Annotated in this window: 11 protein-coding genes and 1 pseudogene; 9 read left to right on the forward strand and 3 right to left on the reverse strand. The window is 45.8% G+C overall.

From position 1 onward, the window contains the following. Nucleotides 1-139 precede the first annotated feature (139 nt). Nucleotides 140-463: pseudogene (locus RIG66_RS05645) on the reverse strand (IS607 family transposase); the annotation flags it as partial. A gap of 297 nt (nt 464-760) precedes the next feature. On the opposite strand from RIG66_RS05645, the gene RIG66_RS05650 reads away from it, so the two are divergent. From RIG66_RS05650 to RIG66_RS05660, 3 genes are all read left to right on the forward strand, one after another. After that, entirely contained in the window at nt 761-1,846 is a 1,086-nt protein-coding gene (locus RIG66_RS05650) for an o-succinylbenzoate synthase (RefSeq protein WP_446376161.1), read from the forward strand. A 98-nt stretch (nt 1,847-1,944) separates the two neighbouring features. After that, on the forward strand, nt 1,945-3,291 hold the full coding sequence (locus RIG66_RS05655; RefSeq protein WP_446376016.1) for a cytochrome P450: 1,347 nt from the start codon (nt 1,945-1,947) through the stop codon (nt 3,289-3,291). A gap of 106 nt (nt 3,292-3,397) precedes the next feature. Next, nucleotides 3,398-5,092 (forward strand): 2-succinylbenzoate--CoA ligase, encoded by a 1,695-nt coding sequence (locus tag RIG66_RS05660; RefSeq protein ID WP_446376018.1) that lies wholly within the window; start codon nt 3,398-3,400, stop codon nt 5,090-5,092. A 215-nt stretch (nt 5,093-5,307) separates the two neighbouring features. Here RIG66_RS05660 and RIG66_RS05665 read toward each other — a convergent pair whose 3' ends face one another. Continuing rightward, the gene (locus RIG66_RS05665; RefSeq protein ID WP_446376020.1) at nt 5,308-5,814 is read right to left on the reverse strand and encodes a hypothetical protein; all 507 of its coding nucleotides are present in this window, start codon (nt 5,812-5,814) and stop codon (nt 5,308-5,310) included. A gap of 160 nt (nt 5,815-5,974) precedes the next feature. Then, complete coding sequence (locus RIG66_RS05670; protein WP_446376022.1) at nt 5,975-7,585, reverse strand: NAD(P)H-quinone oxidoreductase subunit 4; 1,611 nt, start codon at nt 7,583-7,585, stop codon at nt 5,975-5,977. 429 nt (nt 7,586-8,014) lie between these two features. Here RIG66_RS05670 and RIG66_RS05675 point away from each other — a divergent pair, with 429 nt between their 5' ends. The 6 genes from RIG66_RS05675 (at nt 8,015) to RIG66_RS05700 (ending at nt 14,013) form a co-directional block, all read left to right on the forward strand. Further along, nucleotides 8,015-9,430 carry an aspartate ammonia-lyase gene (locus tag RIG66_RS05675; RefSeq protein WP_446376024.1) on the forward strand — a complete coding sequence of 472 codons (1,416 nt, stop codon included), beginning with the start codon at nt 8,015-8,017 and terminating at the stop codon, nt 9,428-9,430. A 10-nt stretch (nt 9,431-9,440) separates the two neighbouring features. Beyond that, entirely contained in the window at nt 9,441-9,746 is a 306-nt protein-coding gene (locus RIG66_RS05680; protein WP_446376026.1) for a hypothetical protein, read from the forward strand. Nucleotides 9,747-9,774: 28 nt separating this feature from the next. Next, nucleotides 9,775-10,734 (forward strand): DUF362 domain-containing protein, encoded by a 960-nt coding sequence (locus tag RIG66_RS05685; RefSeq protein WP_446376028.1) that lies wholly within the window; start codon nt 9,775-9,777, stop codon nt 10,732-10,734. A gap of 584 nt (nt 10,735-11,318) precedes the next feature. Beyond that, nucleotides 11,319-11,645 carry a hypothetical protein gene (locus RIG66_RS05690; RefSeq protein WP_446376030.1) on the forward strand — a complete coding sequence of 109 codons (327 nt, stop codon included), beginning with the start codon at nt 11,319-11,321 and terminating at the stop codon, nt 11,643-11,645. A 304-nt stretch (nt 11,646-11,949) separates the two neighbouring features. Beyond that, a complete protein-coding gene (locus RIG66_RS05695) occupies nt 11,950-12,471 on the forward strand; it encodes an inorganic diphosphatase (RefSeq protein WP_446376032.1) in 522 nt (173 codons plus the stop codon). Nucleotides 12,472-13,161: 690 nt separating this feature from the next. Then, nucleotides 13,162-14,013, forward strand: a complete 852-nt coding sequence (locus tag RIG66_RS05700) for an MBL fold metallo-hydrolase (protein ID WP_446376034.1) — start codon at nt 13,162-13,164, stop codon at nt 14,011-14,013. Nucleotides 14,014-14,191 lie beyond the last annotated feature (178 nt).

The raw sequence follows: 14,191 nt of genomic DNA on the forward strand, positions 1-14,191 counted from the left end.
TGTCTCAGGCAAGACCTATTTGGGGAAAAGAGCCTGGGCGCACTCGCCGATGTGACTGAATTTCCTTTCCCACGTTACTTTGGAAAGGCTCGTACACCCAGGCTAATTGATGAGCTAAACACAGACCTGAATTCTTACATCTAATCAGTCCTTTCTTTTTATAGTTCATGCCACTACCGAGATCTTGAATAATCTCAAATTCCCATCCCTGTTTGGCACAGTAACTTTCTAAGACTAAAACTTGTCTATTTAGATCGTCTTTTTGGTCGTGACTAGATACTCTAGCATAACCAACGGTTAATTCGTTACCAGATTTATTACCAATTAAGTCAACAATATCGTATCGACGATGACCACCAGCTGTCCGAGAAGCTCGTATTTTGCCGTTGAGTTCCCATCGGTGCAAAGTTTTGACCGTCACACCTAGTAGAGTTGCTGCTTCTTGGGGCGTTAAACTAGACATTGTTTAATTATATCATAGAAAATGTCCAGTTATGTCACTAATTGTCTAGATATTTACCGACTGTTAGTTAACCCTGCTATCGCTGAAGGTGAGGACTTTCGCGATTACTGGACTGACACAGCTAAAATTGTGGAATAGATTTGACGTTTAACCCTGAATTTCGACAGGCTCAATTGCCGCGAAGCGACGCCCTGAGTGTGCCGAAGGGTCGAAGGGTTAAACCGGGCGCACGCCATGCGCCCCTACAATGCTAATCCACCAATTAAGGTGTGCCACGCCACTACGTTAAGGTTTCCGGTGACTTATTGTTTTGAGTTTAATCCTTACCAGCGCCAATTCCGACATCCCCTAACCACTCATCATGGCATCTGGAAAGTACGCGAGGGGATTATCCTGCGTTTGGTGGATGAAAAGGGGCGAGTGGGTTGGGGAGAAATTGCCCCACTTCCTTGGTTTGGTTCTGAAACCTTAGAACAAGCCCTAACCTTTTGTCAGCAGTTCCCGTCTCAGATTACATCAACCGATATTTTCTCGATTCCGGCTGAATTTCCCGCCTGTCAGTTTGGCTTTGAGTCAGCGTGGGATGGGTTAGTCGCAAGGAATGGGGGAGATGGGGGAGATGAGGGAGATGAGGGAGATGAGGGAGATGGGGGAGATGAGGGAGATGGGGGAGATGGGGGAGATGAGGGAGATGAGGGAGATGGGGGAGATGAGGGAGATGGGGGAGATGAGGGAGATGGGGGAGAGAGTCGTATTGAAACAGAAAAAACAAGCCTATCGTTACCCAATTCGTCGCTGAAATACAGTTATCTTTTGCCCACTGGAGAAGCCGCGTTAACCTCTTGGCAGGAAGGTTGGCAACAGGGCGATCGCACGTTTAAATGGAAAATTGGTGTAACCTCGATGGAGTCGGAACTGAAGTGGTTTGAACAATTGGTTCAAGCCTTACCCCCATCGGCTCAATTACGCTTAGATGCGAATGGGGGACTTACACAGAATCAAGCTCAACAATGGTTACAGGTGGCGGATCAGGCGGGAATTGTCGAGTTTCTGGAACAACCCTTGCCACCAGAGGAATTTGATGTGATCAAGGCAATGCAGGATCAGTATAAAACAGCGATCGCCCTTGATGAATCCGTTGCTACGTTGAACCAACTCAAAACCTGTTACCAGCAGGGATGGCGAGGAATCTTTGTGATTAAAGCGGCGATCGCGGGATCTCCAACACAACTCCGACAATTTTGTCAAGTCCACGATATCGACGTGGTTTTCTCCTCCGTCTTTGAAAGTGCGATCGCAAGAATAGCGGTTCTCAATTTAGCTGTAGAATTATCTCATCCCCATCGGGCAGTTGGGTTTGGAGTTAATCACTGGTTTGTCTAAGTGGATAGGCGTTTCAATTCTGTATTCCCTATTGCCTGTTGCCTATTCTCTATTCCCTTTGAGAAATTTAGAATCCAAATTCAACGGCTGAACAGCTTATGATTCAAGTCAAAACTAAACAACCCGAAGGACCCAAAGCCCCCAAATGGTGGCAAAAAATTCAGTGGATTACTAAGCCGCTGGATTACATGGATGCAGCAGGGCAACACTATGGTGATATTTTCAATGCCCCTGTTATTGGCAATCATTCCTGTATGTTGTTTGTCAGTCATCCCCAAGCCTTACAACAGATTTTCACCAACGATACCAAGCAATTTACAGCTCCTCCAGATAGACTTTTGCAGCCAATTGTTGGAGATCATTCAATATTTGTGTTAGAAGGCGATCGCCATCGTCGGGAACGCAAACTCTTAATGCCACCGTTTCACGGCGAACACATCCGAACTTATGGGCAACTTATTTGTGACCTAACGGATAAGGTAATGCAGCAAGTGCGTCCCGGTCAAATCTTTGTGGCTCGTTCTCTAGCTCAAGAAATTTCTTTAGAAGTTATCTTAAATGCTGTTTTTGGTATTCATGATCCAGAGCGATTTGGTCAACTGAAAGGGCTAATTGCTAGCATGATGGATCAATTTAAATCTCCCTTCACATCAGGATTACTTTTTTTTCCAGCCCTACAGAAAGATTGGACACCTTGGGGTGAATTCCGTCGCTTAAAGCAGCAAATTAGTCAGCTAATCTATGCGGAAATTCGAGAGCGCCGTCAACAGAAAGACTCTTCGGGTTCAGATATTCTCACCCTACTGTTATCGGCAGAGGATGAAGAAGGTAAACCCATGACAGATGAAGAATTGCATGATGAATTGTTTACTTTATTAGTAGCTGGTCACGAAACTACCGCTACTGCGATCGCGTGGGCGCTGTATTGGGTTTATCGATCGCCTGATGTGCAAAACAAGCTGTTGCAGGAACTGGATTCTCTGAGTCAAGAGGCCGATCCTGTGGACATTGCTCGTTTATCTTATCTCACAGCCGTGTGCCAGGAAAGCTTGCGGATTTATCCTGTGGCTGTCTTAACTGTACCGAGAGCCGTGAAAGAACCTGTTGAACTGATGGGATATCAGCTACAACCAGGAACCCGAGTTTATGGCTGTATTTATTTAACTCATCATCGCCAGGATTTATATCCAGAATCTCATCAATTTAAGCCAGAACGCTTTTTAGAACGCAAGTTTTCTCCCTATGACTTTTTCCCCTTCGGCGGTGGGATACGCCGCTGTATTGGTGAAGCTTTGGCATTCTTTGAAATGAAATTAGTCCTTGCCAAAATTGCCTCTCAGCATCAACTAACTCTGGCACAGCAGCAACCTGAGCAACCTCAGCGACGGAGCGTAACCCTAGCGCCTAGCACGGGTGTAAGGTTAATTATGCAAGGTAGGAGATAGGGGAACCAGGGTATTGGTAGGGGCGGTTTTAGGGATTAATTTCGTTTTTTTTCCTAACTGAAATGCAAAAACCGCCCTAATTTTTGGTTGGGGTGGGTTTAAGGAAATGAATTCTATTTTCATCGATATAAAACAGCGAAATAATGATTGGCTTATTGGTTTTGACAACAACCAATTCAAAGAAACAAATCAGAAATTATTTGATCAATTTTCTAACTTATCTCTATGTAAAACCGTTCCTAAGATTATTCTGGCTGAATCTAACCCTTGGCGATTCCTTGCTGCATTTAGCGCCGCTATTGCTGCCGATTGTTCAGTATTTTTGGGCAATCCCAACTGGACACAACCGGAATGGCAGCAGGTTTTAGCATTAGTTCAACCCGATTTAATTTGGGGAGATTTGTCACGGGTGATTCGTCAAGAGTCATTCGTCCAAAATAAGGGACAAGGGATAATCAAGACGGAACCGACAAGGGATGTCACTGAATTGGGCGTTTGTAGTAAGCGCTTGATTCGTGATGGCACTAAAGTGCCTACTACAAACCCTGATGGCACTAAAGTGCCTACTACGAACCCTGGAATAATGATTCCTACAGGGGGTTCCTCTGGTAAGATTCGCTTCGTGATGCACAGTTGGGATACTTTAATGGCGTCGGTGCGAGGGTTTCATCAGTATTTTGACCAGAAGCCAGTGAACTCCTTCTGTGTCTTGCCTGTGTATCATGTGAGTGGGTTGATGCAATTTCTGCGATCGCTAACCACAGGAGGACAACTGGTTATTCTACCCTTTAAAGAGGTGGTGGCGGGGAAGGGACGAGAGATTGACCCAAGGGATTTTTTTATTTCCCTAGTTCCAACTCAATTACAACGCTTACTCCGTGCGAATGCAGCAAATTGGTTATCTCAGTTTCACACGGTTTTGTTAGGTGGTGCGCCAGCTTGGGAGTCTCTCTTAACTGAGGCGAGACAACAGGGTATTCGCTTAGCGCCAACTTATGGAATGACAGAAACGGCGTCTCAAGTGGTTACTCTTAAACCAGACGCATTTCTAGCAGGGAATAATAGTTGCGGTCAAGTTCTCCCTCACGCCCACGTTACCATTCGCAGTACAACCGGGGAATTTTTTGGGACGCATCAAATCGGAATTGTCACGATTGCAGCAGAGTCTTTGGCATTGGGTTACTATTCTTCAGGAGATAAGGAAGATAAGGAAGGTGTAGAGTTAACTCAAAACCATGTCCTTGAGCGCAGCGAAAGAGGAATCAGGGCGAGTTTTGAGGAAACCACTGGCGCGAATCAAACCTCGTCCCTACAGACGAATAATGGCACATCTCTACACTTCCCCAATCACCAATCCCCAATCTCTAATAGTCATGCAACGCCTGATAAAATCCCAATGCTGCAATCCGATGATTTGGGATTTTTTGATGAGCAGGGGTATCTAACCATTGTCGGACGGCACAGTCATAAAATCATTAGCGGAGGTGAAAATGTTTTCCCAGCAGAAGTCGAGGCGGCTATTTTAGCCACCCAATTAGTGCGCGATGTGTGTGTGATTGGCATACCGCATAATTATTGGGGTCAAGCCGTTACAGCGGTTTACGTTCCTTGTGCATCGGACGTTTCTGTGGATATTTTAAAAGCCGCGCTGGTCAATCAGTTAAGTAGCTTTAAGCAGCCCAAATATTGGTTTCCTGTTGAACAATTACCCCGCAATGAGCAAGGAAAAGTAAATTATGAATCTGTTAAAACAACGGCTTTAGAATTTTTGCCTAGGGCTGAACCTGACAGCAAGCCCTAAATAGGGTCTGCTGAATAAGTCTGGTGGAGGGGGTAGGGAGCAGGGGAAGCAGGGGGAGCAGGGGAAGCAGGGGGAGCAGGGGGAGCTATAGTACATTTTCCCTGATAGCGGTGCAAGGGTATAAAAGGGTTAAACCCTTTTTTCTTGAACAGAAACAAATATCAATGCCACTCAAAGCCTTGATAGCTAAGGGTTCCTGACTTGTGCAGCAAGCTCTAAATAATGACTTTGCCAATCATTAAAACCCCCTGATCTGCTCGCAGATAGGGAACAGACGTACCCTTAAACCCGGTAATAAATGGCTTGTGATGCAACTGCCAATAGCTGGAACTCATATCATTGGCGATCGATTTTAAAGCCCTAAGTTCTTCCACCAGTTCAGTGGCGAGTTCGTTAATCCGATTGGCATGATCATAAGCCTGTTGAGTGGCGATCTCTACCTCATCAGCGAAGGTTAAGGGTTGCTTGGGTTTGGCGAGAGGCTGTAGTTGTTGCTGTTTTTGCTCCAACTGCGCCTGCAACGCCGCGATCGCATTATCAATTCCTTGGACTTCGGCGGAAACCTCTGCGGCTACCCTTGCTTGATGACGATAAGCCGCCGCGATCGCTTTGGGTGAATTATTCTCCGGTTGAACCTCCTGATTGGTTAGAGTATCCCGTTCTTGACGTAGTGCCTCGAGTTGGGAGCGAATTGCCTCAATTTCTGCTTGTATCTGATCCATCCTGATTCCACGTTGTCTTATAAAGATACTTTTTTCTTGGTGCGGGTCTACTACCTTTACATAACACAATCGTTACATAACACATAAGTAGGGACACGGCAGTGCCGTGCCCCTACTTGTTTCGTAAATGCGAGTTGACCTGATAATCTGGAGAGTCAACTTATTCAACTATACCCAGCAAAGGTTGGGCTTTGGCTTTGGGTAGGGATGGTGCGTTGAATTTACCAGAATACAGCTTTGTCCGTTCTTGTGCAATGACTGGCAAAACTTGACGAACTTGAGCCGTTACCGCCACGGTTTTGACATCATAGGTTTGGGTAGCAACCTTGGGATATAAACCAATGCCGACGATGGGGATTAACAAGCACAGGGCGACAAAGATTTCCCGTGGGTTGGCATCCCCGAAATAGTTATCCATAGAGAACTCCATCTTAGCTGTGCCGTAGAACACTTGGCGCAGCATGGAAAGTAGATAGATGGGAGTGAGGATTAATCCCACGGCAGCTAACAGTACCATGACGACTTTAAAGGATGAATTGTAGGCATCGCTAGTAGACATGCCCAGGAAGATAGACAATTCTCCGACAAACCCACTCATCCCCGGTAATGCTAGAGACGCCATTGCACCAGCCGTAAACAGGGCAAATACTTTAGGCATTTGTTTTGCCATACCCCCCATATTTTCCATTTCCAGAGTATGGGTGCGATCATAAGTGACACCTGACAGGAAGAATAACGCGGCGGCAATTAATCCATGAGAGATCATTTGTAGCATTGCGCCATTTGTACCTAATGCCGTAAAGGAGGCAATACCAACTAGGACAAATCCCATGTGGGAAATAGAAGAATACGCCAAGCGCCGTTTCAGGTTATTTTGAGCAAAGGCAGTCAACGCCCCATAGATAATATTGACGACACCTAAAACAGCCAGCACTGGGGCAAAGCGAATATGGGCATCAGGCAGCATTTCCATATTCATCCGGATCAATCCGTAGCCTCCCATCTTCAGCAACACACCCGCTAAAATCATCGAGACAGGGGCAGAGGCTTGAGAGTGAGCATCAGGTAACCAGGTATGTAAGGGGAAAATCGGTAATTTTACGCCATAAGCAATTAACAAGCCTGCATAAACCGCCAATTCCATTCCCATGGGGTAATGCTTTTGGGCAAGCTGTTGCATATCAAAGGTAAAGGTGTCGCCATAGAATGCCATGGCTAATGCCGCGACGAGAATGAAGATAGAACCTGCGGCGGTATAAAGAATAAACTTAGTCGCGGCATAGAGGCGCTTTTCTCCACCCCAGATGGAAATCAGCAGATACACGGGAATCAGTTCTAATTCCCACATTAAGAAGAATAATAGTAAGTCCTGAGCCGCGAAGACGCCAATCTGGGCGCTATACATCACCAGCATCAAGGCATAAAACAGACGAGGCTTACGGTTGACTTTCCAAGATGCCAGAATAGCGAGGGTAGTGACTAAGCCTGATAACGCAATTAAGGGCATAGAGAGTCCATCGACTCCGACTGACCAGTTTAAGCCTAGTTGGGGAATCCAGGAATAGGTTTCTTGGAGTTGGAACTGAGAGTTTTGTAAATCGTAGTGACGCCAAAAGGCATGGATGGTGAGGAGGAAGTTTGCCATGCCAACCCCTAGAGCATACCAGCGGACGGTTTTACCTTCTTTGTCAGGGATTAGGGGAATCGCTAGAGACGCCAGTAGGGGCAATAAGATAATCGTCGTTATCCAGGGAATCTGACTGCCAATCATGACTAAGGATATATGCTTATCGTTAATGTTGGTTACATTGTATTAAGTTTCGTAAAGGTTTGAGAAGAGGAGAAACACAAGCATACCAAATCTTCACAATAAACAGGACTAATACAAAGTTTCTCTGGAATTCAGGTTGAGGAACATCTAACATCACAAATTATTCAAATTGTCAACAATTGAATCCTTGGCTACCGATCGCCCTCACGCGATTCAGGTGGTTGCCGGGAATGGAGCCGGATCGATCAATACAGGTATCACTTGTGGGGTTAAACATTTGCAAATGACTAATTTACAAAACAATCAAACTGTTTCCTGTTTCCTGTTCCCTGTTCACTGTTCACTGTTCCCTGTTCCCTCAATTTGATGATAAAGTTTTCTCAAAACCCAACCCGCCTACGTGAGAGAGTGTTCAGTTTTGAGTGACTTATGACTGATAAATCCGGTACAGGATATCGAATCGAACAGGATTCTATGGGGGAACGACAAATCCCCAGCCATGCCTACTACGGGATTCAAACCCTACGGGCAATTGAAAATTTTCCCATCAGCGGGATTAAACCCTTACCCACCTATATCGACGCCTGTGTACTGATTAAAAAAGCCACTGCGATCGCGAATGGTAATCTAGGCTGTATTCCCCAAGAGATTAGCCAAGCGATTGTCCAAGCGGCGGATGAAATCCTCAAAGGGCAATGGCGGGATCAATTTGTCGTCGATGTTTACCAAGCGGGCGCTGGTACATCCCACCACATGAATATTAATGAGGTGCTGGCAAATCGGGCATTGGAAATTCTGGGTGATGAGAAGGGGAACTATAAGCGGGTTAGTCCCAATGATCACGTCAATTATGGACAATCCACCAACGATGTCATCCCCACAGCGATTAGAATCGGGGCGCTGTTGGCTTTAGAACATACCTTGTATCCCGCCCTATCTGATGCGATTACCGCCCTGGATAACAAAGGCGATGAATTCCAAGATGTAGTTAAATCTGGCAGAACCCATCTCCAAGACGCTGTACCTGTACGCCTGGGGGAAGACTTTCGGGCGTGGGCGCAAATTCTCACCGATCATACCACTCGGATTGAACGAGCCTCAGAAGATTTAATGGTACTGGGGTTAGGTGGAAGTGCAACAGGAACGGGATTAAACACCCATCCCGATTACCGCCATCAGGTTGCCCAAATTCTTGCCCAACTGGTAGATCAACCCCTCAAATCTGCCCCCCATCTCATGGCAGCGATGCAAAGTATGGCACCATTTGTTAATGTATCGGGCAGTTTACGCAATTTGGCACAGGATTTAGTCAAAATTTCCCATGACTTGCGGCTAATGGATTCGGGACCCAAAACTGGATTCAAGGAAATTCAACTTCCCCCGGTGCAACCAGGATCATCGATTATGCCAGGAAAATATAATCCGGTGATGGCGGAAATGACCTCTATGGTATGCTTTCAGGTGATGGGGTATGACAGCGCGATCGCTCTGGCGGCTCAAGCGGGTCAATTGGAGTTGAATGTGATGATGCCGCTGATTGCCTATAATCTGATTCACAGTATTGAAATTTTAGGCAATACCCTATCTGCCTTAACCCAAAAATGTCTAACGGGAATCACAGCCCGACGCGATCGCTGTTTGGACTACGCCGAAGGGAGTCTCGCATTAGTTACCGCCCTGAATCCCCACATCGGTTATCTAAACGCGGCGGCTGTCGCCAAGGAATCCCTAGAAACAGGCAAATCTCTACGGCAAATCGTACTCGATAAAGGATTGATGAGTGCTGAAGACTTAGCCAAGGTACTCGATCTTGATAAAATGAGTGCCTTGTCGTCTAACCAATGACAAAGGACGAATGACGAATGACAAAGGACTAACCATGCAAAGTCAAGATAGTTTTACTCAAATCACCTTGCATTACATCAATGGCGAAACCGAATCCTTTGATATTCCGGTGACACCAGAAGCCTTTAGCGAACAACTTGCCGATTTCCTCAGTCAACCGTGGTTAACCCTGCATCTGTTTGATCAAACAGTACTGATCCTCACCGCACAAATTGTCAAAGTGGAAGTGACACCCCAGCTTACTCAACTGGAAGGGGATGGGGTTTTCTTTGATTGTCAACGAGTCACGGCTCTGTCCCGTGGCGCGAAGGTCTAAGATAAACTAAAGCTATTTCACGACACTTATGTCTAGCGTTAGTTTAATTCGGACAGATTCCTATAACCAAAAGCCATTGAGAACCGCCGTAGAAACCTTGCTGGAACCATTGGGCGGGATTAGGGCATTTGTCAAATCAGGCGATCGCGTCCTCCTCAAGCCTAATCTGCTGACGGCTGGGCGTCCGGGAAAAGAATGCATTACTCGCCCCGAACTGGTTTACACTGTCGCCGAGTTGGTCAAGGAAGCGGGGGGTCAACCGTTTCTGGGTGATAGTCCAGCCTTTGGTACAGCTAAGGGGGTAGCACAGTCGAATGGCTATTTGCCGATGATGGAGGAACTGAATATCCCCATTGTCGAATTCCATGGTCAGCGTTATCAAACGGTTAGCCATACCTTTAACCACCTGCGCCTGTGTAAAGAAGCGATGGATGCGGATGTGGTGATTAATTTACCCAAGCTGAAGTCTCACACCCAGTTAACTCTGACGCTGGGGGTTAAGAATTTATTTGGCTGCGTCCCTGGTAAAATGAAAGCCTGGTGGCACGCAGAAGCAGGTAAAGATGCCCTACGGTTTGGGGAAATGTTAGTGGAAACGGCGCGGGCAATTGATCCCAGCTTGACGATTCTGGATGCGATCATCGCTCATGAGGGTAATGGTCCGAGTGGGGGAGAACCCCGACGCTTGGATACTCTAGCGGCGTCGGCGGATGTATTTGCTTTGGATTGTGCGATCGCGAATTTACTCAATGTCGATCCGACTCAAGTCCCCACTCTAGCCGCCGCGATGAACTTAGGGTTAAATCCAACTCTGGACACTTTAGATTTTCCTCACCTGCACCCAGCCGATATCAATGTACTCGATTGGAAGCTACCGGATAGGTTAATGCCGATTGATTTTGGGATGCCTCGCCTGATTCGCTCCACATTTAAGCATTTTTACATCCGGTGGATCAAAGAACCAATGGGCGTGTATGCTCATCGCTAATGTGATAATTGTCGTATCATTTTTGAGCAAAATTTAACATTTAAAACTCAAAAAGGGATTATTTGGTAAACATTGTTACAGTCTCCCAAGAAGGAAAGAACGTAATCTAATACTACCCTCCGATTGCTTAATTCCACCGCCTAGTGTTAGAGGCGGTTTTTTGTATTTTCTGACTGGAATTAGACTAGATTAGGTGTTTACGGTTAGGTTTTTAGTTAGGAAAATTAAATGTCACATTTGATACGTAATCCCTAATCAATAGAGTTTTATTAAGCTGACTTTTTACAGTATTTTTTGCTGAAAAATATGGTAAAGTGGGAAAGGTAAAGTTGTGAATTTGAGTCAACTCACCATTCTTTGATCTCCTGGATTAGACGTCGTATCCCTACGCTAACGTACCGTTGGACTTGCCGAGCTTGACTAAGGCTCTTCCTTGTCTCCTTTGTCTCCTTTCTAAGAGAGGGTCAGAAACTTCTGCGAGGATGCACGAGGACTCACCTCAATCTGTCTCGTCAATCTGTCTAAGGTCAGTTGTTTGGGGAAAACAGATGTCCTAAGTCATAAAATGTAAGGTTTTATGCGAATTGTTTACTAGAAAACAATTATTGATAAAAAAACTTGTTAAAATAGACGCCATGGGGTTTCATAGTGTACCCCATTTTCAGATCAATTCTCAATTGACTCAAGTTCCGATCAAAACCTCATTTATGGAATCAAGCGGCTCGTCTGCCAACTCTTCTGAACCCCATCCTCATAGGTGGGCAGAAATTATAGGTGCGGTAATGGCTTTTTTAACTCTGACCTTACCTTTCTTAGCCATTGCTTATTACTCGTCTGGCAGCTTAGATGTTTTGCCGACAACACCCTACTCACTGCCAAGGTCAGAAATAAACAATTGGCAAAATTATTAAATAACAAAATAACGATGAAATAATTAATAAACAAGGATGGCGGATACCAAATTCGAGTTGGCGGGATAAATCCGATCATGTCCGCCTAAAGCATCATCTGAGGTTTTGGCGCACGGCTAATAGATACCAAATGTCCCCTGTGGTACTTGGTATCACGGAAGGTTTTGGACAGTCCCAGCAACGTTGTATAACAGAAAAGGCACAGGTCAAAAATCAAAGCGAACCGCTACCTGTGCTGGCTTGACCTTGACAATCTTGGATAGTTAGGTCATCCCATCTGCTGTGTCGCTTACACGATTTAGTCATGGATTTATCACGCATTGTAAGTCAACCCAAACCGGGACTGATCAACGTTTTAATTGAAATTCCAGCCGGGAGTAAAAACAAGTACGAGTACGACAAAGATTTACAGGCTTTTGCCCTTGATCGAGTCTTATATTCCTCGGTGCAATACCCTTATGATTACGGCTTTATCCCAAACACCTTAGCCGATGATGGCGACCCCCTTGATGGTATGGTGATGATGGATCAGCCTACCTTTCCGGGTTGTGTGATTACCGCCCGTCCCATTGGTATGCTGGAGATGATTGACTCAGGCGATCGCGACGAGAAAATCCTCTGTGTTCCTGACAAAGATCCACGCTATGCTCAAGTGAAATCCCTTAAAGATGTTGCCGAGCATCGGTTGGATGAAATTTCTGAATTTTTCAAGACTTACAAAAATCTGGAGAAAAAAGTCACGGAAATTCTAGGCTGGAAGGATATCAAGGAGGTTATGCCACTGGTTGAGAAGTGCGTCGCCGCCGGGGACAAGGCTGGCAGATAGTCCCGTAGCCTCAGTAGTGGTTGGGTTATAAAACATCCGTGTCAACTTAAGCTCAACCCCTCTCCCACGCCAGCCCTCACCCCCAGCCCCTCTCCCAAGCTTGGGAGAGGGGAGCAATAGGGGAGCAAGAGAGTCCGGTTCCCCTTCTCCCGTGCAACAAAAGCGAAGCATCCTCTGTCCTCCCCCCTCTTGTAGGGGGGAACGAGGGGGGTGGAGTTGGGGTTAGGGGATGAGGGGGAAAATTGAGAGGAGTAGACAGACACGGCTTAAAACCTCGTCAGTATTGGTTTGCACCTTAAGTTGACACCAGTGGGTAACCCAACCCCTACTCATTGCTTTTTGTGACAGAACTCACAAGTCCAGTCCACCAAACACGCTAAAATTAACAGACTTGAGAGAAACTTCCTGATCGGAATCAGGGTGCTAGAAAATTCAACCTAGGGGAAAGCTATAAATTCATCGTTGTTTTTGTACAAGCTCTCCCAACCAAATTTCCTTTAAAAATACCTAATTTGCTCCCTTGGACACAAAAGCCTTAGCGACTATCTCACCGAAAGTACCCTTATCTGAGTATCATATAGTGGAAATTGCTTGGTGTGAAGCTTGGCTAAGGGCAGCTCACTTAATTGAACGATGCCAGATTCTGATCCAGCGTCACCCAGTCCCCGCACATCTAATGTTATAGCCAACATGGTAACTGGCCCTACCGTCAATTTTGTTGTCCAATTTTGGGGCGTTCGAGGTAAAGTTTCGGCTCCAGGAAAAGAAACGGTACGCTATGGTGGCAATACCTCCTGTGTAGAAATGCGTGTCGGTTCCAAACGCCTAATTTTTGATGGGGGGAGTGGTTTGCGACTTCTCGGCAACCATTTACTCCGTCAAATGCCCCTAGAAGCTTACCTCTTCTTCACCCACTGCCACTGGGACAGCATTCAAGGATTTCCATTTTTTACACCTGCCTTTATTCCCGGCAATTGTTTCCACATCTATGGTGCAAGGGCGACTAACGGAGACTCAATCGAAAAGCGCTTAGGGCGGCAAATGTTAGCGCCTAATTTTCCCGTTCCCCTCCAAGTCATGCAATCGGAGCTAAAATTTTACGAACTGGGTTCGGGGGATAAAATCACCGTGGATGATTTGGTCATTGAAGCCGTTTTACTCAACGCTGCATCCCACTCAATGGGCTACCGAGTCACCTGGAACGGTCATTCTGCCGTCTATGCGATCGCTCACTCCCAATCACCGGATCAACTGGATCAAAATTTGTTGCACTTAGCCCGCCATGCTGACTTGCTCATCTTGGATGCTCCCTGTAATATTCATGCAGATGATTCTCTAAAACCTTCGCCTTTAGACTGGCAAGACCAACTCTGGAAAACCGGTTTAGCTACAGCTAAAGCCGCAGGAGTTAAACGAATTGTCATGTCTCACTACCATCCTGACCATGATGATGAGTTTCTTGAATGGATGGAATCCCACGTGAAATCGGTCTTTCCCAATGATGTATTGGCTCGTGAGGGTATGGTTATACCAGTTTGTTAATCAGAGACGTTTTGACACTTTAAGCAAAATAATTTATATTAACATAATTGATTTGTATTTGAGCCAAGAAAAACTAACTCAAATACCTCATTGCGGTTATTCCCAAACGAAAAAGAAAGTTCAAGCGCACTGACCATATTGGCAGGTAACGGAATAGGTGTAACAATCAAACGCTTCA

The organism is Coleofasciculus sp. E2-BRE-01 (assembly GCF_040221695.1).
Lineage (GTDB): Bacteria > Cyanobacteriota > Cyanobacteriia > Cyanobacteriales > Coleofasciculaceae > Coleofasciculus.

Excerpts from the sequence above, each read along its gene's own strand:
- RIG66_RS05685 (WP_446376028.1), top strand. The coding sequence starts at position 9,775 with ATGTCTAGCGTTAGTTTAATTCGGACAGATTCCTATAACCAAAAGCCA.
- RIG66_RS05670 (WP_446376022.1), bottom strand. The coding sequence starts at position 7,585 with ATGATTGGCAGTCAGATTCCCTGGATAACGACGATTATCTTATTGCCC.
- RIG66_RS05680 (WP_446376026.1), top strand. The coding sequence starts at position 9,441 with ATGACGAATGACAAAGGACTAACCATGCAAAGTCAAGATAGTTTTACT.
- RIG66_RS05660 (WP_446376018.1), top strand. The coding sequence starts at position 3,398 with ATGAATTCTATTTTCATCGATATAAAACAGCGAAATAATGATTGGCTT.
- RIG66_RS05700 (WP_446376034.1), top strand. The coding sequence starts at position 13,162 with ATGGTAACTGGCCCTACCGTCAATTTTGTTGTCCAATTTTGGGGCGTT.
- RIG66_RS05695 (WP_446376032.1), top strand. The coding sequence starts at position 11,950 with ATGGATTTATCACGCATTGTAAGTCAACCCAAACCGGGACTGATCAAC.
- RIG66_RS05655 (WP_446376016.1), top strand. The coding sequence starts at position 1,945 with ATGATTCAAGTCAAAACTAAACAACCCGAAGGACCCAAAGCCCCCAAA.
- RIG66_RS05665 (WP_446376020.1), bottom strand. The coding sequence starts at position 5,814 with ATGGATCAGATACAAGCAGAAATTGAGGCAATTCGCTCCCAACTCGAG.
- RIG66_RS05675 (WP_446376024.1), top strand. The coding sequence starts at position 8,015 with ATGACTGATAAATCCGGTACAGGATATCGAATCGAACAGGATTCTATG.